Source organism: Mycobacterium sp. NGS62, assembly GCF_059812285.1.
The window spans coordinates 330564-353316 of sequence record NZ_JCALCK010000005.1; the positions used below are offsets into that span (position 1 = coordinate 330564).

At 66.4% G+C, this 22753-nt stretch carries 21 protein-coding genes, 1 tRNA gene and 1 pseudogene; 9 read left to right on the plus strand and 14 right to left on the minus strand.

Features of this window, described 5'->3' with window-relative positions; all coding sequences use genetic code 11:
- Positions 1–14: 14 nt before the first annotated feature.
- A complete protein-coding gene (locus tag AC5Y49_RS15990) occupies positions 15–2378 on the plus strand; it encodes a lysylphosphatidylglycerol synthase transmembrane domain-containing protein (protein WP_499888635.1) in 2364 nt (787 codons plus the stop codon).
- 329 nt (positions 2379–2707) lie between these two features.
- On the opposite strand, the gene AC5Y49_RS15995 is transcribed toward AC5Y49_RS15990, so the two are convergent.
- Positions 2708–3646: a class I SAM-dependent methyltransferase gene (locus tag AC5Y49_RS15995; protein ID WP_499888637.1), complete on the minus strand. Its 939-nt coding sequence runs from the start codon at positions 3644–3646 to the stop codon at positions 2708–2710.
- A gap of 21 nt (positions 3647–3667) precedes the next feature.
- Positions 3668–4159 (minus strand): DUF309 domain-containing protein, encoded by a 492-nt coding sequence (locus AC5Y49_RS16000; RefSeq protein WP_499888639.1) that lies wholly within the window; start codon positions 4157–4159, stop codon positions 3668–3670.
- Between the two features lie 84 nt (positions 4160–4243).
- On the opposite strand from AC5Y49_RS16000, the gene AC5Y49_RS16005 reads away from it, so the two are divergent.
- Positions 4244–4759, plus strand: a complete 516-nt coding sequence (locus AC5Y49_RS16005; protein WP_499888641.1) for a hypothetical protein — start codon at positions 4244–4246, stop codon at positions 4757–4759.
- 637 nt (positions 4760–5396) lie between these two features.
- Here AC5Y49_RS16005 and AC5Y49_RS16010 read toward each other — a convergent pair.
- The 4 genes and pseudogenes from AC5Y49_RS16010 to galT all read right to left on the minus strand — a co-directional run.
- Positions 5397–6149, minus strand: a pseudogene (locus tag AC5Y49_RS16010) (Mut7-C RNAse domain-containing protein); the annotation flags it as partial.
- Positions 6150–6289: 140 nt separating this feature from the next.
- Positions 6290–6550: a type II toxin-antitoxin system Phd/YefM family antitoxin gene (locus AC5Y49_RS16015; RefSeq protein WP_499888643.1), complete on the minus strand. Its 261-nt coding sequence runs from the start codon at positions 6548–6550 to the stop codon at positions 6290–6292.
- A 30-nt stretch (positions 6551–6580) separates the two neighbouring features.
- On the minus strand, positions 6581–7666 hold the full coding sequence (locus tag AC5Y49_RS16020) for a galactokinase (RefSeq protein WP_499888645.1): 1086 nt from the start codon (positions 7664–7666) through the stop codon (positions 6581–6583).
- A complete protein-coding gene (galT, locus tag AC5Y49_RS16025; RefSeq protein WP_499888647.1) occupies positions 7663–8736 on the minus strand; it encodes a galactose-1-phosphate uridylyltransferase in 1074 nt (357 codons plus the stop codon). The genes AC5Y49_RS16020 and galT overlap by 4 nt, the downstream gene beginning before the upstream one ends.
- A 70-nt stretch (positions 8737–8806) precedes the next feature.
- Between galT and AC5Y49_RS16030 the strand changes: the two genes are divergently transcribed.
- Entirely contained in the window at positions 8807–10879 is a 2073-nt protein-coding gene (locus AC5Y49_RS16030; protein WP_499888843.1) for an FUSC family protein, read from the plus strand.
- 2 nt (positions 10880–10881) lie between these two features.
- On the opposite strand, the gene AC5Y49_RS16035 is transcribed toward AC5Y49_RS16030, so the two are convergent.
- The 4 genes from AC5Y49_RS16035 to AC5Y49_RS16050 form a co-directional block, all read right to left on the minus strand.
- Positions 10882–11664 (minus strand): glycoside hydrolase family 16 protein, encoded by a 783-nt coding sequence (locus AC5Y49_RS16035; RefSeq protein ID WP_499888648.1) that lies wholly within the window; start codon positions 11662–11664, stop codon positions 10882–10884.
- Positions 11665–11812: 148 nt separating this feature from the next.
- Positions 11813–12040, minus strand: coding sequence for a hypothetical protein (locus AC5Y49_RS16040; RefSeq protein ID WP_499888650.1), 228 nt, complete (start codon positions 12038–12040; stop codon positions 11813–11815).
- A gap of 322 nt (positions 12041–12362) precedes the next feature.
- Entirely contained in the window at positions 12363–13274 is a 912-nt protein-coding gene (locus AC5Y49_RS16045; RefSeq protein WP_499888652.1) for an NAD-dependent epimerase/dehydratase family protein, read from the minus strand.
- 37 nt (positions 13275–13311) lie between these two features.
- A tRNA-Tyr gene (locus tag AC5Y49_RS16050) sits at positions 13312–13397 on the minus strand.
- Between the two features lie 82 nt (positions 13398–13479).
- On the opposite strand from AC5Y49_RS16050, the gene AC5Y49_RS16055 reads away from it, so the two are divergent.
- From AC5Y49_RS16055 to AC5Y49_RS16070, 4 genes are all read left to right on the plus strand, one after another.
- The gene (locus AC5Y49_RS16055) at positions 13480–13971 is read left to right on the plus strand and encodes a YajQ family cyclic di-GMP-binding protein (protein ID WP_499888654.1); all 492 of its coding nucleotides are present in this window, start codon (positions 13480–13482) and stop codon (positions 13969–13971) included.
- 77 nt (positions 13972–14048) lie between these two features.
- Positions 14049–15536: a flavin-containing monooxygenase gene (locus AC5Y49_RS16060; RefSeq protein WP_499888657.1), complete on the plus strand. Its 1488-nt coding sequence runs from the start codon at positions 14049–14051 to the stop codon at positions 15534–15536.
- Between the two features lie 72 nt (positions 15537–15608).
- On the plus strand, positions 15609–15923 hold the full coding sequence (locus AC5Y49_RS16065; RefSeq protein ID WP_499888659.1) for a hypothetical protein: 315 nt from the start codon (positions 15609–15611) through the stop codon (positions 15921–15923).
- A gap of 71 nt (positions 15924–15994) precedes the next feature.
- Positions 15995–17020: an NAD(P)H-dependent glycerol-3-phosphate dehydrogenase gene (locus AC5Y49_RS16070; protein ID WP_499888662.1), complete on the plus strand. Its 1026-nt coding sequence runs from the start codon at positions 15995–15997 to the stop codon at positions 17018–17020.
- 17 nt (positions 17021–17037) lie between these two features.
- Here AC5Y49_RS16070 and AC5Y49_RS16075 read toward each other — a convergent pair whose 3' ends face one another.
- Positions 17038–17280: a helix-turn-helix transcriptional regulator gene (locus AC5Y49_RS16075; RefSeq protein WP_065014947.1), complete on the minus strand. Its 243-nt coding sequence runs from the start codon at positions 17278–17280 to the stop codon at positions 17038–17040.
- Positions 17281–17683: 403 nt separating this feature from the next.
- Between AC5Y49_RS16075 and AC5Y49_RS16080 the strand changes: the two genes are divergently transcribed.
- Positions 17684–19090: a SulP family inorganic anion transporter gene (locus AC5Y49_RS16080; protein WP_499888844.1), complete on the plus strand. Its 1407-nt coding sequence runs from the start codon at positions 17684–17686 to the stop codon at positions 19088–19090.
- A 3-nt stretch (positions 19091–19093) separates the two neighbouring features.
- On the opposite strand, the gene AC5Y49_RS16085 is transcribed toward AC5Y49_RS16080, so the two are convergent.
- The 3 genes from AC5Y49_RS16085 to grcC1 form a co-directional block, all read right to left on the minus strand.
- A complete protein-coding gene (locus AC5Y49_RS16085) occupies positions 19094–19438 on the minus strand; it encodes a type II toxin-antitoxin system HicB family antitoxin (protein WP_499888667.1) in 345 nt (114 codons plus the stop codon).
- Between the two features lie 67 nt (positions 19439–19505).
- Complete coding sequence (gene htpX / locus AC5Y49_RS16090; RefSeq protein WP_499888668.1) at positions 19506–20360, minus strand: zinc metalloprotease HtpX; 855 nt, start codon at positions 20358–20360, stop codon at positions 19506–19508.
- Between the two features lie 69 nt (positions 20361–20429).
- Complete coding sequence (gene grcC1 / locus AC5Y49_RS16095) at positions 20430–21437, minus strand: nonaprenyl/(2E,6E)-farnesyl/geranylgeranyl diphosphat synthase (protein WP_499888670.1); 1008 nt, start codon at positions 21435–21437, stop codon at positions 20430–20432.
- A gap of 21 nt (positions 21438–21458) precedes the next feature.
- Here grcC1 and menJ point away from each other — a divergent pair, with 21 nt between their 5' ends.
- The gene (gene menJ / locus AC5Y49_RS16100) at positions 21459–22679 is read left to right on the plus strand and encodes a menaquinone reductase MenJ (RefSeq protein WP_499888671.1); all 1221 of its coding nucleotides are present in this window, start codon (positions 21459–21461) and stop codon (positions 22677–22679) included.
- Positions 22680–22753: the final 74 nt, after the last annotated feature.

Consider the following 22753-nt stretch of genomic DNA (forward strand, 5'->3'; position numbering starts at 1 on the left):
AGGACCATTGCAATATGCGAGTCGACGGGCGCGACATCACCGTGTCCGGCAGCTTGCTGCAACCGCTGACCCGTCGCACCAACGACATCCTGCGGCTGGTGTTGGCGGGGCTGTTCCTCGCGGTCGTGATCGCAAGCTCGTTGATCACCCGCAGGCAGTGGATGACGCTGGAGAAATCTGTCTCGCAGATCATCGGGTTGCTCTCCCCCACTCAGTCCAATCTGGTGTACCTGGCTTACGGCATCGCGATCCTGGCGTTGCCGTTCATGATCCTGATCGGGCTGATCGTCGCCCGGCAGTGGACGCTGCTCGGCGCCTACGCGGCCGCCGGGCTGCTGGCCATCCTGCCGCTGTCGATCAACAGCAAAGGCATCGCGGCACCGCGCTGGCACTTCGACCTCAGGGACCGGCTGTCCACGGTGCTGTCGCAGTTCCTCGACGACCCGCGCTGGATCGCGATGCTCGCCGCGATGCTCACCGTGTCCGGTCCCTGGCTGCCCGCCCGGTGGCGACGCTGGTGGTGGGCACTGCTGCTGGCCTTCGTACCGATCCATCTAGTGGTCAGCGCCATCGTGCCGGCCCGCTCGTTGCTGGGACTGGCGGTGGGGTGGTGGGTCGGCGCGCTGGTGGTGCTGGTTTCGGGGACGCCGGCGCTGGAGGTGCCGCTCGACGGTGCGGTGCGCGCTCTGGCCGGGCGCGGCTTTGTCGTCTCCGGACTCACTGTGCTGCAGCCGGCCGGGCGCGGGCCGCTGATCCTGTCCGCCGCCGCCGAGCATCCGGCGGTGATCGAGCTGTACGGCCCGCATCAACGCAGCGGCGGCGCGCTGCGCCAACTCTGGCGCAAGTTCCGGCTGCGCCGCAGCGAGACCGCGCCGTTGCACGCCTCGTTGCAACGTGCCGTCGAGCACCGCGCGCTGCTGTCGATTGCCATCGGCGATGTAGGACTTGCCAACACGTCGACGATCGCGGTCGGTGCGCTCGACCGCGGCTGGACGTTGTACGCGCACAAGCCCGCTCGTGGCGTTTCGATCGACGAGTGCGCGACGACTCCGGTTGCCCGGGTGTGGACGGCGCTGCGCAGCCTGCACGATCACCAGATCGCGCACGGTGACTTACGTGGCAGCGAGATCACGGTCGACGAGGGCGCCGTGCTGTTCGGCGGGTACCGCCACGCCGAATACGGCGCCACCGACGTCCAGTTGCAGTCCGACATCGCCCAGCTGTTAGTGACCACCTCGGCGCGCTACGACGCGCCGTCGGCGGTGGGCGCGGCCATCGAGGCGTTCGGTAAGGACACCGTGCTGACCGCGTCGCGTCGACTCACCAAAACCGCTGTGCCCCGACGTATCCGGGACGCGGTGACGGACCCACGCGCTGTCATCGCTCAGGCCCGCGCGGAGGTGATGAGCCAGACCGGGGCCGATCAGATCCAGGCCGCGACCATTACCCGGTTCACTCGCAGCCAGCTCATCCAACTGGTGTTGCTGGTGGCGCTGGTCTATGTGGCTTATCCGTTTATCAGCACCGTGCCGACGTTCTTTTCCGAACTGGGCCGGGCGAACTGGTGGTGGGCACTGCTGGGGCTGGCGGTGTCGGCGTTGACGTATATCGGCGCGGCAGCAGCATTATGGGCCTGTGCCGATGGGCTGGTGAGCTTCAAGAATCTGTCGATTATGCAGGTGGCCAACACCTTTGCGGCCACCACTACCCCGGCCGGCGTGGGTGGGCTGGCGCTGAGCACCCGGTTTTTGCAGAAGGGTGGACTCAACGCGGTGCGGGCCACCGCGGCAGTGGCGCTGCAGCAGTCGGTCCAGGTGATCGTCCACATCGCGTTGCTGATCTTGTTCAGCACCGCGGCGGGCGCCTCGACCGATTTGTCGCACTTCGTGCCGAGTGCCACCGTGCTGTACCTGATCGCGGGCGTGGCGCTGGGCGCGGTGGGCGTATTCCTGGCCGTCCCCAGGCTGCGGCGCTGGCTGGCCACCGAGATGCGGCCCAAGCTGACCGAGGTGAGCAGCGACCTCGCCGCGCTGTCTCGCGAACCGAAACGACTGGCGTTGATCGTATTAGGTGCTGCCGGAACGACTCTCGGTGCGGCGTTGGCGCTGTGGGCCAGTGTCGAAGCCTTCGGCGGTGGCACCACCTTCGTCGCCGTCACGGTTGTGACGATGGTCGGCGGCACCCTGGCCTCAGCCGCGCCCACACCCGGCGGGGTGGGCGCCGTGGAAGCGGCGCTGATCGGTGGACTGGCCGCCTTCGGCGTGCCTGCCGCGGTCGGTGTGCCGTCGGTGCTGCTGTATCGCGTATTGACCTGCTGGCTACCGGTATTCGTCGGCTGGCCGGTGATGCGCTGGCTCACCCGCAACGAGATGATTTAGCGCCGTCGCGCCCCGGACCTAGCGAAGTGCGCCGACTATGCCACGCCAGTAGCGTCGCCGTGCGACCTCTGCATACCAGATACCGCTCTTACCCTTGACAAGCCGCAAGAGATTGGATGGTGGATGCGACTGCGGTGCGCAAGTTCGCCGAGGAGTGGGCACGTAAGCGGGTCGGACGCGAGCCAAGGTGCGCTAGCTGGCGCCTCGACCATGACCCCTCGTCCAAAGTTGATATCGCATGCGCCATCACATCAGAAGAGGGTCATATCCTCCGGATTTCGTTACCAATGTTGCAGTAGGTGTTGCCGCAGCTGAAGCGCACCGGCGAACTACACCCGCTGCGCCGACACAAACACACTGCGCGGCGAGGAGTCCTCGACATCGGCCGGCGGTCGACCGTAGCCGGCCATCAGCTTCTCAGCCGCCACCGCGTCGACCTCCCAGCCGTGGCCACGCAGCCATTCGCCGACGTCGGTGCGATCCTCCATGTACCACAGGTCCTGGACGTCGGGAATCTCGCGGGACTCGTCCAGCTTGGCGATGATGTCGCGGATCCGCTGCATCTGGTTGCGCTGCTTGGCGTGGGCGTCCGGATCGTTGAAGCCCGGGCCCGGTGCCTCCACCGCGATCCGGCTGCCGGGCGCGCTCAGCTCCTGAACCCGCTCAAACAACAGGTCCTGCGCGGCGGCCGGCAGAAACGGCAGCAACCCCTCCGCTGACCACACGCTCGGCGCCCCGGGGTCAAACCCCGCCTGCTGCAGTTCTTTTGGCCAGTCCTGTCGCAGGTCAACATTGACATTGACCAGCCCGGCGGACGGCTTGGCGCCGGTTTGCCAAAGTGTCGACGACTTGAACTCCAGCACCTTGGGCTGGTCGAGTTCGTAAACCGTCATCCCGTCCGGCCACGGCAGCCGCCACGACCGCGAATCCAGCCCGGCCGCCAAAATCACCGCCTGGCGCACGCCGGCGTTGGCCGCATCGATGAAGAACCGGTCGAAAAACGCTGTGCGGGAAGCCATGTAGTTGAGCATCGACTGCATACGCAGCGGCAGTTCCGGGGCAGCTTCGATGACCTCATCGGGCAGGTTGGGCGCCGCGAACCAGGTCCACATGCCTTCGCCGGCGGCGTCGAGGAAGACCCGCGCGAACGGATCGTCGATCAGCGGGTTCTCGCTCTCGGTTTCCGCGGCCCGCGCCGCCGCCACACCGAGCGCCGTCGCGCCCACACTTTCGGTGATGTCCCATGTGTCGTTGTCGCTTCTCGCCACCGTCGCTCCTCCTCACCAGCACTACTCGTCGCCGACGGTACGTGAGCTTTCTGTGAGGCAGGGTCGTAGCCGATCCGCGGTGACCTCGATGCCGGCGGCGAGGTCGCTGACCAGCGCATCGGCGAAATCCGTCAAGCCACCGACGTCGATGTCGTAGCGGCCGTCACTACGCGAAAGACGACCCGACGCGCTGCGCAGCAGGCTGATGGCACCCTTGGGGTTGCCGCGCTGGACGTGGGTGAGGCCGACCGCGAGCTGGGCCAGGCCTTGCCAGAGGGTTCGCTCGTCGTCAGGCCCGTTCTTCCAAGCCGCCTCAAGCACCTCGTGGGCGTGGAACGCCATGCCCTGATCCAGCAGCTGCTGCGCATAGGTCAGGGTTTCCGCCGGGCTCAGCTCGAGGTCGTCGGGAATGCGAGGAATGCCGTCACTGCCATAGGGAAGCGGCCGGCCCAGCGCATCGCGGGGTCGAGCACTGCGGGGACGCCCCGCTTCGTCGCGATCACGTTCGGCCATGTACCCATCATGGCGCAGACCGCCAGCGAGCCCCGCCTCTGTTTCGATTGTTTCAATTGCCGACGTCGGTGGTACCATGGATCCATGACCACTGCCGTTGCCCCACTGCTCCGCCAGGTCGCCGAACGTGCACGCAAAGACGCCGAATTCGTCGAGGTCCTCGACGCCATCCTGACCGCGCCGACTGCACCCCACGGAGCCTTGGAACGCATCGCTGCCCGCAGCTTGAATGAGGAGCGCCGCGGAGCCGTGGTTCGCGAATTCGTCGAAGGATCGTTGCCGACTCCGAAAGTCCAGGCTCGGCTGGGACTGCGTTCGCCACAGGCCGTGCACAGGCTGCGCAGCCGCGGCAAACTTCTCGGGGCCGCGGTCGGCAACCAAACCTGGTTTCCCGTCTGGCAATTCGACGGCGACCGGCAGCGACTCGATCTGCCACGGATCCTGGACTTGTTGGCTCGGTTCACGTCAGACGCGCTGGCTGCGGATCGCATCATGCGCTTGACCCACGACGAACTCGGTGGGTTGTCGATCGCCGAGGCGCTGCGTCGCCCTCCGACCGCCGAGACCGCATGGCGGATGCTCGCCGCCGTCGGTGCCTGACCTTCCCGCGGGTTACCGGACGCTCTTGCCCGGTGCTCGACCAGTCGGTCTGCGGCGCCGGCGCGTCGAGGCCGGTACCGAGCTGTGGCGGGTCGAAGGCATGGCGCCCAAGGGCTGGACATGGACCGGCTTTCCCACCCCACGCTTCCGGTTCGATCCGGAGTCCGGCGCATTCCGGACACGTTATGCCGCAAGCACTTCCGTCGGCGCATTCCGTGAGCGCTACCGGGCCACCGGACTGATGATTCCCGCAGACCATGTCGCGCAGCACCTGGTGCGACTGGTCGCCGCCCGCCATCTGCGAGTGTTCGATCTGCGCACCGAGAACAACCTCGACATCCTCGACGTCGACGACCAGATCAGCACCGGCCAGCATCCCGAGGTATGGACCACCTGCCACCGACTCGCCGACGCCGTCGGTCGCTGGTGGACCGACCTCGACGCCCTCGTGTATCGGCCGCGCACCACGCCGGAGACATCGATCAACTACGCATTCTTCGCCCTCGACGCGTTCTCCACCGAGTCCTGGCCGCTTGCCGAGCGGACCGACGTCCTCACCGACCTTGTTCTGCGCCATGGGTTCACCATCGGCTGGGATATCGAGCGCCGTCCCCAGCCGCGCCGGCGCCACTGATTGCGATTCCCACAACTGGTCCTGCAGTCGTTCGACGAAAGCAAGCAAGCCTGCGTGATGTGAACCCGGCCAATAGATTTGGCCGCAGTCTGTGCAGCGACGGAATTCGTCGTAGTAGCGGCGGGTCAACGGTTTGAGGTGTTCGATCACCTCGTCTTTGGAGACGCTGACCAGCGTGCCGTTGCACCGCACACAGCGGGTCAGCGGCGCCAGCCGTTGGCGTAGGTCCAGCCGCCGGATCACCTCGAGCGTCTGTTCTTCGGGTTGCTCTGCGTGCACGAACAGACCATGGGTGATCGCGCGGCGCTTCAGCAGTCCGCGATCGCGAGTCAGCAGAATCCGCCGCTGCCGCAAGCTGATATCGGCCAGGGTCTGGTCGTCGGCGTCATGCGACCACCACACGTCAAAGCCGAGCACCCGCAGCAGCCGGGCGAGCCGGCCGAGGTTGACGTCGACGACAAAGCGCGGATCACGCAGCGGCACCGGCCGCAACCGTGCCGTCGACCCCACATCGAGGGCCTCGAACATCGGATACGCGGCAATGCGGTCGCCGGCTGTTGGGCGGAAGCCAAAGCCCTGGGGATCACCATTGACCAGGATCAGGTCGACCTCGGTGTGCGGAATGCCCATCGCCTCCAGCACGTCCTTGACCGTCTGATGGGAGCGGAACGGCCGACGCACGGTGGCACCGCGCGACTCGGCGACCAGGAAGTCGTTGAGCTCGGCATAGGCTCGTACGTCCACATAGCCGACCATTCCTCATGCTCGCGCAGAGCCTCGCCACGGCGCAACGCGGTGTCCGGTCAGACCCGGACGACAGTGAGGTCAGCGACGCCGTTGAGTTCGGCAAGAGTGAACACCTGATGTCTCGAGCAGACCAGCCTCGAGGGTATTGCTCATGCGAGCGTACCGAGATCGCCGGTCGTGTCGCCGGCGAGCGCCGCGAGATCGTCGCGCAGACCTGGATCAGCTTGTGCGCGGCGCAATCTCGTCAGGAACTCGATCTTGTTCAGCCAACGCCGATGCTGCGGTCGGACTGCTGTGAGCAGCGCGACGGCGCGACCATTGACCGTGATGGTGACATTCTCTCCCGCTCGTACGCGGCGAAGCACGCCCGCCGTGTCGTTGCGCAGCTCACGGGAAGCTACTTCAGACATGCTACGACCGTAGCGCCTCCGTAGCATGAGTCATATACACGCGCCAGCACCGTGCGCAGCGTGAGTCTCGGTGATCAGCGGCTGCGGGTATCCGGCGTCGTCAACCGCCCGCCGCACCGCTGCGGTAACCGCCTCAACCCGATCAGCCGGCACCAGCGCGATGACACAGCCGCCAAAGCCACCGCCGGTCATCCGGGCACCCAGCGCACCCGCTCCTATCGTGCTCTCGGCGATGAGATCAATGTGCGCGGTGGTGATGCCGAAGTCGTCACGCATGGAGAGGTGGGAGGCAGTGAAAAGACGGCCGGCTTCGACGAAGTCGGAAACACTCAGGGCGGCAACGAAATCGAAGACGCGCTGGTTTTCGGTCAGCACATGGCGGGCGCGACGGGCATCAATCGGGTCGCCAACGCCGTTCAGCGCCGAAATGTCCACAACGTCACGCAGCGACGCTACGTGCAACTGGGCGGCAACGCGTTCGCAGGATGCGCGACGGGCAGCATATTCCCCGCCCGCGTGCGTGTGGCGGGCCCGGGAATCGATCAGCAGCAGCGCCACACCGGAAGCGCCGGGATCAAAGGCCACCGGCGTCACGGTGAGTTCACGAAAATCGATCAGCAGCGCCGTCGACGGTGCACCGAACAGCGACGCCAACTGGTCCAGCAAACCCGTTGGGACACCGACATAGTCGTTTTCCGCGCGCTGCGCCAACCGGGCCTGCTCCTTGCGGTCGATGTTGTGACCGGCGGCGGACAGGATCGCGCCCAGCGCAGCGCATTCCAGTGCCGCCGACGACGACAGGCCCGACCCGATCGGGACGTCACTGGTGATCGACATTGCGCCACCGGGCACCGGGTGGCCGGTGCTACGCAGCGCCCACATCACCCCGGCCACATAACCGGCCCAGTCGGTCACCTCGCCGGGCGCGGTGTCGAGCGGGATCCGCACCGAGCCGTCGATGCCGTCGCTGCACACGGTGATCGCATCGGTGTCCTCGGGCACGAACCTCACCGTGGTGCGCTGCGGCAACGCGATCGGCAGCGCGAAACCGAGGTTGTAGTCGGTGTGCTCGCCGATCAGGTTGATGCGGCCCGGTGCGGAATACCGGACGGTCACGCGAGTTCTCGCAACCGTTGGGCCACACTCTCCGGCGTCACGTCGCTGATGAACGCATCCATGGCCGACTCGGAGGCCGCCAAATACTTGAGCGCGGTGGCGCTGCGACGAATCGACATCAGCTCGACGTGAAAGTAGCCCTCCCGCTGGGCGTCGGTGTACTGATGCAGCGCCGACATGTACGGCAGCGGAGCGGAATACATCCGATCAAACCGCCGAAGCAGGTCGAGGTAGATCTGCGCGAACCCGTCCAGCTCGGCCGCATCGAGCTCGACGAGGTTGTGCACGAACCTGTTCGGGTAGATGTGCACCTCCACCGGCCAGCGCGCGGCGAACGGCACGAAGGCCGTGAACAGGTCGGTGCGCGCGACAATGCGACTCCCGTCGGCAACCTCACGCTCAAGCAGGTCGGCAAAAAGATTGCCGCCGTATTGTTTTCGATGCTCACCAGCCTGGCCCAGCATGGTGGCGGTGCGCGGGGTCAGATAGGGATAGCCATAAATCTGACCGTGCGGATGGTTCAGCGTCACGCCGATCTCCTCACCGCGGTTCTCGAAGCAGAACACCTGCTCGACCCCGGGTAGCGCCATCAGATCGGCGGTGCGGTGTCGCCACGCCTCGACAACCAGGCGGGCGTGCGGCGGTTCCAGGGCGGCGAATGAACCGGTGTGGTTGCTGGAATAGCAGATCACCTCGCAGCGGCCGCGGCCCGGCACCGGCACGAACCCCTCCGGCACCGCCAGCGCCGACTCGCCGGCTCCGGACAGGCTCGGGAACCGGTTTTCGAAGACGACGACGTCGTAATCCGGCGCAGGCACCTCACTGGTGAGCCCGGTCGGCCCCGGACACAGCGGGCATTGATCGGGCGGCGGTTTGTAGGTGCGGTCTTGGCGCAGCGCGGCGACGATCACCCATTGCCCGGTCGAACGGTCGAAGCGCAACTGCGAGTGCAGCCCGTCACGCTTCGGCAGTGGCCGCTGATCGGCAACCGGTGCCGGAACATGGCCAGGCAACGCGAAGAACAGCAGGTCACGGCCATCCGCCAGCTTGGCCCGCGTCAGCGCCGTCACGGGTCGAACAATAATCGACGGCGTGGACGACACCCGGATCACCGCACGCTACGAACGCGCGCAGAACTGGGTGATCGGCACCGATCCCGGCCTGCTGCGGCTGCGGATGGCCGGCCGCACCACCGCCGCGCTGGCCTGCGCGCTGGCCATCCTCTACCTGCTGACCAGGGCGACCGGCCAACCCGTCACTGTGGCGCTGCTGGGTGTGCTGATCACGATGATTTCGGCGCGATCGGTCAACGAGCCCGACCCGCGCCGGCAGAAGATCACCATGCTGCTGCTGCCGCTGCCCGCGGCGATCGCTGTCTCGGCCGGCACGCTGCTCGCGCCGTACAAGGTGGTCAGCGACGCCGTGTTCGTGCTGGTCGTGTTCGGCGCGGTCTACGTCCGCCGGTTCGGTCCGCGGGGGCGGGCGCTCGGGATGGTCGCGTTCATGTCGTACTTCTTCACGTTGTTCCTGCATGCCCGCACCACCGAGTTGCCGTGGCTGATCGGCGCCATCGTGGTGGGCACCCTCTGCAGTCTGGTCCTCGGCGTGTACGTGCTGCCCGATCGACCCGAACACGTGCTGCGGGCCAGCATGCGCTCACTGCGGGCGCGGATGGCCATCGTCGTCGACACCACCGGCGAGGCGCTGCAGGCCGGCCGGTTCGACGAGCGGCGCCGCCGTCGGCTGCGGGTCCGCACCGCGCGGCTCAACGAGACCGCGTTGATGGTGCAAGGCCAGATCGAAGACAAAGTCAACCCGGCCGCGGTGTGGGCCGGAGTCACCGGCGAACACCTGGCGCTGTGGTTGTTCGACGCCGAGCTCACCGTCGAACGGGTCGCGACGGCCGGCGCACGAGCCGCGGACGCCGACATCCCTGATGCGGCCCGCGCCGGCTTGGCCGCCACGCTCGCCCAACTCGCCAGGGCCATCCGCGTCCCGCAGCCCGGCGAGTTGCACCGGGTCGCGAAGATGGCTCAGCAGCTGCTTGACCAATACGCCGACGACGCCGCCGTGCGCCGGTTGGCCCTGGCGATCACCGCCACCGCCACCGCAGCCGCCGAGGTGCGCGCGCTGGTCGACCAAGCGGTCACCGAGAGCACGACAGAGCCGCCGCCGGCCCCCGCAGTCACCGACGAACAACCCGTCACCGGTCTGCGGCCCACGACCCGGCAAGCCGTCCAGGCCGGCGTCGCCGCGTCGTTGGCGATCATCGCGGGTGAGTTGGTCTCACCGGATCGCTGGTATTGGGCGGTGATCGCCGCATTCGTGGTGTTCGCCGGCACCAACTCGTGGGGCGAAACCCTGACCAAGGGTTGGCAGCGGCTGCTGGGCACCGCGCTCGGGGTGCCCAGCGGTGTGCTGGTGGCCACCCTGGTCTCCGGCAATGGTGTGGCGTCGCTGGTCTTGATCTTCGTATGCCTGTTCTGCTCCTTGTATTTCATGAAGATCGCCTACAGCCTGATGACGTTCTGGATCACCACGATGTTGGCGTTGCTGTATGGCCTGCTGGGACAGTTCACTTTTCACCTACTGGTGCTGCGGATCGAAGAGACCGCAATCGGCGCCGTCATCGGCGTCGCAGTCGCGATCCTGGTCTTGCCGACGCATACCCGCGCGGCGGTGCGCGACGACGCCCACGCGTTTTTGACGACGCTGGCCGAGTTGATCGACACCTCGGTTGCGACGCTGCTCGGCGACGGCGCCGTCGCGAGCCCGACCGAGAAGGCCCGCCAACTCGACCGCGATCTGCAGCAGTTCCGGGTGACCGCCAAACCGCTGCTGGCCGGGGTCGCCGGGCTCAACGGGCGGCGCAGCATCCGCCGCGGGCTGCGGGTGCTCAACGCGTGCGACCACTACGGACGAAGCCTGGCCCGCAGCAGCGACCGCTACGAGGCCGGCGGTGAGCTGGCCGACGCGATCACCTCGGCCGCCGCGCAGGTTCGCCGCAACATCGACGTGCTGGACACCCGCGACTTTGAGACGCCCGTCGTTCCCGCCACCGACTTCGTCGACGCCGCAGAGACTCTCGCCTGCCAGTTGAACGGTGAACCACCCGCCCAGCGACTGCTCACCGCCTTGCACGCCCTGCGCCAGATCGACCGGGCCGTCGTCACCGAGGCGATCGATCTCGGCGCCAACGACGGTGTGCGCTAGCCCTACCAGACCCGCACCCAGTCGATGAGCATCTCGGCCGGATAGCTACCGGGCCCGGGATCGCCGCCGCCCGAACCGGCGACCGCCAGGTTGAGCACCGGAAAGACTTGGTAGCCAGGGTCATTGAATGGCCAGTCGGCAATCGAATTGGCCGGCACGGTGAAATATGGCTGCGCGCCGTCGACGTAGTCCTGGTAGAACCGCATCCCGGCGTCATCCCACTGGCATCGCCAGTTGTGCCAGCCGCTGTCCAGCGCGATGTTGTGCGTCGCCCATTCGGCGCCGTTGGCTTTGGTGTGGACGGTGGTTGCCGAGGGCCAGCTGCCGTTGCCGTACCACTCCATGACGTCGATTTCGCCGTTGTTGTCGTTGCCTAACCAGAAGGCCGGCCAGCACCCGGCGGTTAGGCAGTTGAGTTTGATCCGGGCTTCCCAGGTGTGGCCGATGCCGCCGCGCCACGGACTTTGCACTTTGCCGCTGTAGTAGGTATTGCCGTCTTTGGCGGCGCGCAGAACGAGGTTGGATTTGCCGTCCAGGAAAACGTTTTTGCGATCGTCGCGGTACTGGCCGACGTTTTCCGGTCGTTCCCAATACGTCGGGTCTTTCATCGACTCGCGGGCTTTGGCCACCGTCCACTTCGACTTGTCGGGCGCTGAACCCGCAGGGCCGTCGAACTCGTCCTGGAAAATGTAGTTCCCCTGGCGGTCGGCCCGAGCCGCTGGCAGCGGGATTGCGGCCGCCAGTGCGCCGAAGCCCATCGTCAGCATCATGTCGCGACGATTCATTTCAGGTACCGCCCATCCCCGATTGCACTAGCCCCCCAACCGGTGCCATGAAACCATATGGCCACGGCGCGTCGCCCGATGAATAGCGGTTCACGGCGACGTCCAACAGCGTCCTCGACACCAGCATCTGAATTGGCGGATACCTATCTCAGGGGCCGCAGCACAAGAAGCATGACCCATCGGGCAGCCGCGGCGGGCAGGGGTGTTCGTTGACGTACGGCTTGCACGGTCCCAGCCCGTTTGGACCCGTCGGACCAGCGGCCACCCAGCCGCGCGGGCAGGGGTGGCCGTTGCCGTAGGTGGCATCATCGGCGTAAGCCGCCGGGGGCGCGGCCAACGCACCGATGGCCAGCACTATCGCTGCGAGGGTTCTCACGAGTTCCTCTCTGGCTATTTTGACCGCGGCGGCCGCAAACAGCTGCCCAGTCAGAGGAATTCAAACCGACTGGCAGGCGCCCCGGGGGAAATCAGCAAACGGGCCAAGCGTGACCTGCATCACTCCCACCGACCCAGGTGCGGAAGCTCCCAGGTCACAGCAGCCACGCCTGCACCAAATCCCACGGATGACATGCGGTCCAAACTCGATATCACATGCGATATCAAACTGGAGGAGGTACTAATCCTTTCGGCCAGCGACTTCTGAGGCTGATGAGCGCCCTGGGACTAACGTGGCTCAAATGCACCGTGGCCGTGGGCGATTAGTCGGCCAGCGGGCCAACCAACTCCGGGTGAAACTTGGCCACCATCCGGCGCATCCCGTCGCGCCAGTCAACCGTCGCGGCGCCGACGAGTTCGTGCATCCGGGCCACGTCAGTCGGATTACCGCGCAGCGCCTGCTCGCTTTCGTCGAAGACCGGTTCCTTGCCGACCAGCCCGCCGAGATAGCTGCACCACTCCTGGAGGCTGACCGCTTGATCGCCGCACCAGTTGACCGTGGTCGCCGGGACCGAGGCCACCTCGAGCAGCTTCGGGATGGTCGCGATGATGTCGTCCTCGTGGATCGGGTTGTAGCGCGCCGGCCCGCCCGGCGGGACCGGGATCGGCATGCCGGCCAGCATCATCTCCATGTGGTAGTACGGCCAACCGCCGTTATCGCCGTACGGAACGTTGAGGCGAGCGATCGTGGTGGGTATGCCGAGCACCTGCGCCATCGACCGGGCGACGGCCTCGCCGGCGATCTTGGAAATGGAATAGGTAGGAAACAAAGACTTGTGGTTGTCGCCCAGAGCGGTGCGCTCGGTGCGGGGTTCGTCGTCGGGCGGGTCGTAGACGGCCGCCGACGAACAGTGCAGAAACGCCTTGGCGCTCCGGCAGTGCGCCATCAACAGTCCAACCGACTCCGCATTGGCCGCAAGATCCTTGTCCCACTTGCCGCTCTTGGCCACCGCCAAGTTGAGCACGTAATCAAAATCGGAGGGCAGACCGTCGAACTCCCCCGCGGCCAGATTGACCGTCTCACACCGGATTCCGGCCGCCGCCAAACCTTCACGAGCCGCGGTGTCGGTGAACCGGGCGATACCCCAAACCTCGTTATCGACGGCCAGGGCTCGGGCGACGGGAGCGGCGACCTGGCCGGTCGCACCGGTGATCAGGATCTTTGAGCCACGCATGCGCCGATGGTAGGCGACAGGCGCGCCGCCGTGAGTGTGGTGGCAGGTCCAGGATTCGAACCTGGGTAGGCTTACGCCGACGGATTTACAGTCCGCTCCCATTGGCCGCTCGGGCAACCTGCCGTATTTATTACGGGTAGCAGAGTACAACGAGGATGTACCCGGAGTACAAACGGCTAATACCGATGGAAGGGGAACGGATCCAATGGCGGATTCATCGTTCGATGTCGTCAGCAAGATCGAGCACCAAGAGGTCGACAACGCCCTCAACCAGGCTGCCAAGGAACTGGCCACCCGGTTCGACTTCCGCGGCACCGACACCAAGATCGCGTGGAAGGGCGACGAAGCGATCGAGCTGACGTCGTCCACCGAGGAGCGCGTCAAAGCCGCCGTCGACGTCTTCAAAGAAAAGCTGATCCGCCGCGACATCAGCCTCAAGGCCTTCGACGCCGGCGAGCCGCAGGCCTCCGGCAAGACCTACAAGATCACCGGCACCCTCAAGCAGGGCATTTCCAGCGAGAACGCCAAGAAGATCACCAAGCTGATCCGCGACGAAGGCCCCAAGAACGTCAAGTCCCAGATTCAGGGCGACGAGGTCCGGGTGTCCAGCAAGAAACGCGACGACCTGCAGGCCGTCATCGCCATGTTGAAAGAGGCCGACCTCGACGTCGCGTTGCAGTTCGTCAACTACCGATAGCCGGCTCTGGCCCAATCAACCGGTGGGTGCCTACCCTGGTGACCAAGACCACACCGTCACCAGAAGTGAGGTTCGCGATGACCGCAACGCCAGAGGACACCGGATACTTCGACGTCGTCATCATCGGCGCCGGCATTTCCGGGCTGGGCGCGGCCTACCGACTCACCGAACGCAACCCCGGTCTGCGCTACGTCATCCTGGAGCGCCGCGAGCAGATCGGCGGCACGTGGGACCTGTTCCGCTACCCCGGCGTGCGCTCGGACAGCAGCATCTTCACGCTGTGCTTCCCCTACGAGCCGTGGACCCGCAAAGAAGGCGTGGCCGACGGCGACGACATCCGTGACTACCTGAAAGCAACCGCGCACAAGTACGGCATCGATTCCCACATCCGGTTCAACAGCTATGTTCGCTCGGCCGACTGGGACTCCTCGACCGACACCTGGACCGTCACTGCCGAGCAGGACGGCGTGCCGACGACCTACCGCGGCCGGTTCGTGTTCTTCGGCTCCGGCTACTACAACTACGACGAGGCCTACACCCCCGATTTCCCCGGCCTCGAGCAGTTCGGCGGCACCGTCGTGCATCCGCAGCACTGGCCGGAGGACCTCGACTACACCGGCAAGAAGATGGTGGTGATCGGCAGTGGTGCGACGGCGATTTCGCTGATCCCGTCGCTGACCGAGAAGGCGTCGAAAGTCACGATGCTGCAGCGCTCACCGACATACATGTTCTCCGCGTCGAAGTACAGCTGGTTCGCTGATGGCCTGCGAAAGCTGTTGCCGCGCAGGTTGGCTCACCTGATTATCCGGTTGCGCAACGCGCTGTTCGAAGGCCTGATCTGGTTCTTGGCCCGCAAGACGCCGGGCTTTATGAAGTGGTGGATCCGCCGCATCGCGATCAGCAACCTGCCCAAGGGCTACGACGTCGACACCCACTTCAAGCCGCGCTACAACCCGTGGGACCAGCGGCTGTGCCTGATTCCCGACGCCGACCTCTACGTCGCGATCGGCGAGGGACGTGCCGAGGTGGTCACCGACCATATCGACCACTTCGATTCCACCGGAATAGTTTTGAAGTCCGGTGGTCATTTGGACGCCGACATCATCGTCACCGCCACCGGCCTGCAGTTGCAGGCGCTCGGCGGTGTCACGGTGTCCATCGACGGCGCTGAAATCAAACCCCAGGACCGCTTCGTGTACAAGGCGCACATGCTCGAAGACGTCCCCAACCTGTTCTGGTGTGTGGGCTACACCAACGCCTCGTGGACGTTGCGTGCCGACATCACCGCCCGCTCGACCGCAAAGCTGTTGGCGCACATGAAGGCTCACGGGTACACCCATGCGTATCCGCATCTGGGCGGGGAGCCGATGCCGGAAAAGCCGTCGTGGGACATTCAGGCCGGCTATGTGCTGCGCTCACTGCATGCGCTGCCGAAGTCGGGCACCAAGCGGCCGTGGAATGTCCGCCAGAACTACTTCGCCGACGCGCTCGACTACCAGTTCGACCGGGTCGAGGAAGCGATGGTGTTCGGCCGCGCCGAGGAAACCGCAGCGCTGGCCGGGTAACGGGTTGGCAACGACGCCGACGCCCGGCGTTTCCGGTTGGCGTCCGCCCGGTTGCCAACGCAGTATGGAGCAATGCCAATCACACGGAACTGCATCAGATCGATGGTCCTGGCGGCAGCTGCCGCGGCGGTAGTCGGCGCTGGGCCGACGGCCGTGCTGATCGCGACTGCTCCGGCTCCCGGCGGCGATCAGGTTGTGCTGGCCGAGCCCGGCGGCACGCAGGGCGGCGGCGGCCCCGACGGGCAGGGCGGCGGCGGGGGCTGCGGCGGCGGTCCCGGCTGGAATGGGTGTGGCGGCTGGAATCCCTTTGAGGGCGGCACTTTCAACGGATGCTCGAACGGCGTGTGCGCCGGCTGGGACGGCGTTCGCGGCTGGGGCCACCTCTAAATCGGCGGCACTGCGCCCGCCGATTTCGCGAACCGCCACCAATCCGCCGGTGCGGCAATACGCTGATCGCCATGGCACCTGCTCTGCGCGAACCGAATGTCGTCGTCTTGGGTGGCGGCTCCTGGGGCACCACCGTCGCGTCCATCTGCGCACGCCGGGCACCGACGCTGCAATGGGTGCGCTCGGAGGACACCGCCAAGGACATCAACGACAACCACCGCAACACCCGCTATCTCGGCGACAGCGTGGACCTCAGCGAGAACCTGCGTGCCACCACCGACTTCTCCGAGGCCGCCAACAGCGCCGACGTCGTCGTCATGGGAGTGCCGTCGCACGGGTTCCGCGGGGTGCTCACCGAACTGGCCGCCGAGCTGCGGCCGTGGGTGCCGGTGGTATCACTGGTCAAGGGCCTCGAGCAAGGCACGAATATGCGGATGTCGCAGATCGTCGACGAAGTACTGCCCGGCCACCCGGCCGGCATCTTGGCCGGCCCCAACATCGCCCGCGAGGTGGCCGAGGGATACGCGGCCGCCGCGGTGCTGGCGATGCCCGATCAGCATCTGGCTGCTCGCCTGGCACAACTGTTCCGCACCAGGCGGTTTCGCACGTATACGACCGATGACGTGGTCGGCGTCGAGATGGCCGGTGCGTTGAAGAACGTCTATGCCATCGCGGTGGGGATGGGCTATTCGTTGGGCATCGGCGAGAACACCCGCGCCATGGTGATGGCCCGCTCGGTGCGTGAGATGTCCAAGCTGGGCGAGGCGGCCGGCGGCCAACGGGACACCTTCGCCGGCCTGGCCGGCATGGGCGATCTGATCGTCACCTGCACCAGCCAGCGCAGCCGCAACCGCCACGTCGGCGAGCAACTCGGCGCCGGCAAGCCCATTGACGAGATCATCGCGTCGATGAATCAAGTCGCCGAGGGCGTCAAAGCCGCCAGCGTGATCATGGAGTTTTCCGACAAGTACGGGTTGAACATGCCGATCGCCCGTGAGGTCGACGGCGTGATCAACCACGGCTCCAACGTCGAGCAGGCCTACCGGGGCTTGATCGCCGAGGCACCTGGGCACGAGGTGCACGGCGCCGGGTTCTAGGCCCTAGTGCCGGTGCGTCAGTCGACGTCGATGCTGATATGCAGGCGCTTGCCGCATGCTCGAGCCACTCGCTCCAATGCCTCGACCGTCGGCGCGCGGCTACCGTTCTCCCACGCCGCGACCGCTGACTGGCTGGTTTCCAGCGCCGCAGCCAACTGGGCCTGCGTCATCCCGGCACCCGCCCGGGTCTCGTAGACCAGTCCGGCCAGGGTCATCGGCCATCCGGCCTCGCGGATATCTGCTGTTTGGATTTCTGACATCGGGATCACCACTTTTCACGGTTCACCATTGACCGCCTCACCCACTATACCGAATTCGATATAGATGAATCCAATTTTTGGGGCATATATCCCAGAGGCCAGCGGTCGCCCAAATTTGTGTTCTCTATGTATCCGGCGAACGGGTTTGACCACCCCTTCGCCCGATAAATAGCCTCGGACTGAGCAATTGGGCGTTGAGGGCCCGGCAGAGTATCGGTAAAGGTTATGTGCGGCAAGAGTTTACGTCGTCGCAACCTCAGATATTCAAGTGTTAACCGGCAGGTCGTTACGCTCCACATCCATGGACCGCGATCCGACAAAGGAGCGACCGATTCAGCACATCGAAGCACTGGCCGACAACGACGTTGACCAAGCGGCGGTGCGCAGCGATCGGCTGCGATCGATGCTGCGGTATGACCTGCCGGCATCACTCGTGGTGTTCCTGGTCGCCCTCCCCCTCTCGCTGGGCATTGCGATTGCCTCCGATGCGCCGGTGCTCGCCGGGCTGATCGCCGCAATTGTCGGCGGCATCGTCGTCGGGATCATGGGCGGCTCACCGCTGCAGGTCAGCGGCCCGGCAGCGGGTCTGACCGTCGTCGTCGCCGACCTCGTCGCCCAATTCGGCTGGGCAGTAACGTGTTTGATCACAGTGGCCGCCGGTGTGCTGCAGGTGCTGCTCGGCCTGAGCCGGGTTGCCCGAGCGGCGCTGGCGATCTCGCCGGTCGTCGTGCACGCGATGCTGGCCGGCATCGGCATCACGATCGCGTTGCAGCAAGCCCACGTGCTTCTGGGCGGAGAATCCAAAAGCACCTCGTGGCACAACCTCGTCGGTCTGCCCGCCCAATTGCTCGGCGCGCATGGCCGCGGTCTGATTCTGGGCATTCTCGTGATCGTCACGTTGGTGGTCTGGCGCTGGGTGCCGAAACCGATCTCGCATGTGCCGGGCCCGCTTGCTGCCATCGTCGGTGTGACGGTCATCTCGCTGGTGTTGCCGTTCAACGTCCGCCGAATCACCTTGGATGGGTCGCTGCTGGATGCGCTGACGTTGCCGGGGATTCCCAAGGGCAACTGGGGAGCTTTCGCCACCGCGGTGCTCACCGTCGCTCTGATCGCCAGCGTTCAGAGCCTGCTGACGGCCGTGGCGGTCGACCGATTGCACGACGGGCCGCGCAGCGATCTCAACCGGGAGTTGATTGGGCAGGGCACCGCCAACATCGCGTCCGGCGCGATGGGCGGGCTGCCGATCGCCGGTGTGATTGTGCGGAGTACGGCCAATATCAATGCCGGCGCGAAATCCAGCGCGTCGGCGATTTTGCACAGCTTCTGGATTCTGCTGTTCGCCCTGCCGTTCGCGGCGCTGGTCCAAAAGATCCCCAGTGCAGCGCTGGCCGGCCTGCTCATTGTCATCGGGATCCGGCTGCTGCAGCCGGCTCAGATCCAAATCGCGCGCCGCAACGGCGATTTCGCCATCTACCTGGTGACCACGCTTGCTGTTGTCTTCCTCAACGTGCTGCACGGCGTGGCGATCGGTCTGCTGCTGGCCGTCGCATTGACGGGCTGGCGGGTGATCCGGGCGAAAATCGCTACCGAACACGACGGCGAGAACTGGCGCGTGGTTGTAGAAGGCATCTGCACCTTCATGTCGCTGCCCCGACTCACCGCCGCCCTGGCGTCGATTCCGGCGGGCACCGTGGTCACCGTCGAGCTGCTGGCCCACTACCTCGACCATGCCGCGCATCAAGCGATCGAGGATTGGCGGCGACAGCATCACGCCACCGGTGGGACGGTGCGCGTCGTCGGAATGCTGTAGCTATCACCAGTCCAGGAGGCCGCGCTGCTGCCGGTCGGCGAGCTTTTGCACCACCCACTGATTCATCGAGACGTTCTGCTCGGCGGCTTCGATGGTGAGCCGGGCATGCAATGCCGGCGACGTCCTGACCACGAATTTGCCGCTGTATCGCCGTTCGGTGAGTGGACTCGGGATGCTGCCACCCTGTGCGTTCCGCTCGGCGATGTCGTTGTCGACGGCCTGCTCGACGGCGGCAATCGCTTGCTGCATCGTCGGCGCGCGCTCCGATAACCAGGGCAGTTCGATGCAACGCCCGACGTATTCCGATTGCTCGGGTGCCCATTCAGCCCGATAGGTGTAACGGTTCATACCCAGGTGATATCACATGCGATGTCAACTTGGAGAAGGTGCTAATCCTTCGGTCAGCGACTGAGGCCTAACCGCGCGCCATCGACTCCAGCCGGCGGATCCGGTCGGCGATCGGCGGGTGCGTCGAGAACAGCGACCCGATTCGCTCGCCCGCCCGGAACGGGCTGGCGATCATCAGGTGGGCCTGGGCGGCCAGCTGCGGCTCCGGTGGCAGCGGGGCAGCCTGCACACCGCCGGAGATCTTGCGCAGCGCCGACGCCAACGCTAACGGGTCACCGGTCAACACCGCGCCCGATTCGTCGGCCTGGTACTCCCGCGACCGGGACACCGCCAGTCGCACCACCGTCGCCGCGATCGGCCCCAGGAACGAAACCAACAGCAGCGCACCGGGATTGCCGCCGTCGCGGCTACTGCCGCCGAAGAACATGGCGATGTAGGACAGCGCGGTGATCACCGACGCCAACGCACCGGCCACACAGGAGATCAGGATGTCGCGGTTGTAGACGTGGGAGAGCTCGTGGCCCAGCACGGCGCGCAACTCGCGCTCGTTGAGCAGGTTCAGGATGCCGGTGGTGCAACACACCGCGGCGTTGCGCGGATTGCGTCCGGTGGCGAACGCATTGGGCGCGGCGGTATCGCTGATGTAGAGCCGCGGCATCGGCTGATGTGCGGCAGTGGCCAGCTCGCGCACGATCCGGTACATCGCCGGTTCGTGCAGCTCGGAGACCGGCTGGGCGTGCATCGCCCGCAGTGCCAACTTGTCGCTGTTGAAATAGGTGTAAGCGTTCATGCCGACGGCGAACAGCACCGCCAGCCACAACGCCGTCCTACCGAACATCGCGCCGACCAACACGATCAGCGTCGACATGCCCACCAGCAGCGCGAACGTCTTGAACGTGTTCTGATGCGGATGCCAGGTCATGAGCTTCCTCCTACGAACACCCGGGTCCTAGTCATTAAACGCCCGGGGCGAGCCGCCGGGTTCCGCAAACTAGCCGTGTCGGTTGATCGTGTAGTCGACCAGCGTGGCCAGCGCATGCCGGCTGGGCAGCTCGGGCAGCTCGGCCAGCTCCTCGCGGGCCTGCGCCGCATAGCGCGCCACGGTGTCCTTGGCCTGGGCCATGCCCCGCGAGCCGCGCAGCAGCGAAAGCGCCTCCGCCAGCACCGCGTCGTCCTCGACCGGGCCGACCAGCAGCTCGCGCAGCCGGTCGGCGTCGGGTCCGGTATCGCGCAGCGCGTAAAGCACCGGCAAGGTGTGCACGCCTTCACGCAGGTCGGTGCCGGGCAGTTTGCCCGACTCGTCGGGATCGCTGTCGATGTCGATGATGTCGTCGGAGATCTGAAACGCGGTGCCGACGATGCCGCCGAGCCGGTCCAGCCGCTCGATTTGATCGTCGCCGGCGCCGGAGAACATGGCACCGAACCGGCCCGCTGCGCCGATCAGGCAAGCCGTCTTCTCGTGCACCACCTTCAGGTAGTGCTCGATCGGGTCCGTGCCGCCCGCAGCGCCGCGGGTCTCGCGCATCTGCCCGGTCACCAGTTGGGCGAAGGTCTCGGCGATCACCCGCACCGCGTCCGGGCCCAGCCGCGACACCAGCCGCGAGGCCGTCGCAAACAGGTAGTCGCCGGCCAGGATCGCGATGTTGTTGCTCCACCGCGCGTTGGCACTGGCAGCTCCGCGGCGCACTTGCGCTTCATCCATCACGTCGTCGTGATACAGCGTGGCCAGGTGCACCAGTTCGATGACCGCGCCGGCGATCGTCACTTCGTGGGCGTCCGGCTGCGGCCCGAGCTGGGCGGAAAGCACCGTGAACAGCGGGCGGAACCGTTTGCCGCCCGCCTCGAACAGGTGCAGCACGGCCTCGGTCATCAAGCCGTCGGAGCCGCGTAGCTCGGTCTCCATCAGCTGCTCGATGCGGTCGACGCCCGCACGCACATCGGCGGCGAACGCGGCGTCGCCGAAGTCCACACCCGCCACCACACTCGCCGGAGTCCTCACGCGACCAACATACTGGTGAGCATGGGCAGCAACGCCGACGTGGTGGTCGTGGGCGCCGGACCGGCCGGATCGGCGGCGGCGGCCTGGGCGGCCCGCGCGGGTCGCGACGTGCTGGTCATCGACTCCGCGAGCTTCCCGCGCGACAAGGCCTGCGGTGACGGGCTGACCCCCCGCGCGGTCGCCGAGCTGGAACGGCTGGGTCTGGGCGACTGGCTGGACGCCCGCATCCGGCATCGCGGCTTGCGGATGAGCGGCTTCGGCGGCGAGGTGGAGGTGGACTGGCCGGGCCCGTCGTTCCCCGCGACCGGCAGTGCGGTGGCCCGGGTCGAGCTCGACGACCGGATCCGCAAGGTCGCCGAGGAGTCCGGTGCGCGAATGCTGTTGGGCGTCAAAGCTGTTGGCGTACACCACGACTCGGTGGGCCGGGTAGCGTCGGTGGTGCTGGGCGACGGCACACAGGTGGGATGCCGGGAGTTGGTGGTGGCCGACGGCGCCCGCTCGACGCTGGGCCGGGTGCTGGGCCGGCGGTGGCATCAGGAGACCGTCTACGGCATCGCCGCCCGCGGGTATCTGGCCACTCCGCGCAGCGAGGAGCCGTGGCTGACCTCGCATTTGGAACTGCGCTCCCCCGACGGGGCGGTGCTGCCCGGCTACGGCTGGATTTTCCCGCTGGGCAACGGCGAAGTGAACATCGGCGTGGGTGCGCTGTCGACGTCCAAGCGGCAGGCCGATCTGGCGCTGCGGCCGCTGATGTCCTATTACACCGACCTGCGCCGCGACGAGTGGGAGTTTGACGGCCAGCCGCGCGCGGTGTCGTCGGCGCTGCTGCCGATGGGCGGCGCGGTGTCGGGGGTGGCCGGGCCGAACTGGATGCTGATCGGCGACGCGGCGGCCTGCGTCAACCCGCTCAACGGCGAAGGCATCGACTACGGGCTGGAAACCGGTCGGCTGGCCGCCGAGCTGCTGGGGACCGGTGACCTGTCACGGGTCTGGCCGCAGGTGCTGCAGACTCATTACGGTCGCGGGTTTTCGGTGGCGCGCCGGTTGGCGTTGCTGCTGACGTTCCCGCGGTTCTTGCCGGCGACCGGGCCGCTGGCAATGCGCTCGACGCGGCTGATGAGCATCGCCGTACGGGTGATGGGCAACCTGGTCACCGACGACGATGCCGACGCGGTGGCCCGGCTGTGGCGAGCCGGCGGCGTGCTGTCGCGGCTGGCCGATCGCCGAAAGCCCTTCAGCTGACTTCTGGCGCGAGCGTGCGTGTTCCCGGCCGACACGCCCGGCGTGCGGCCGCGAACACGCACGCTCGCGCAAAG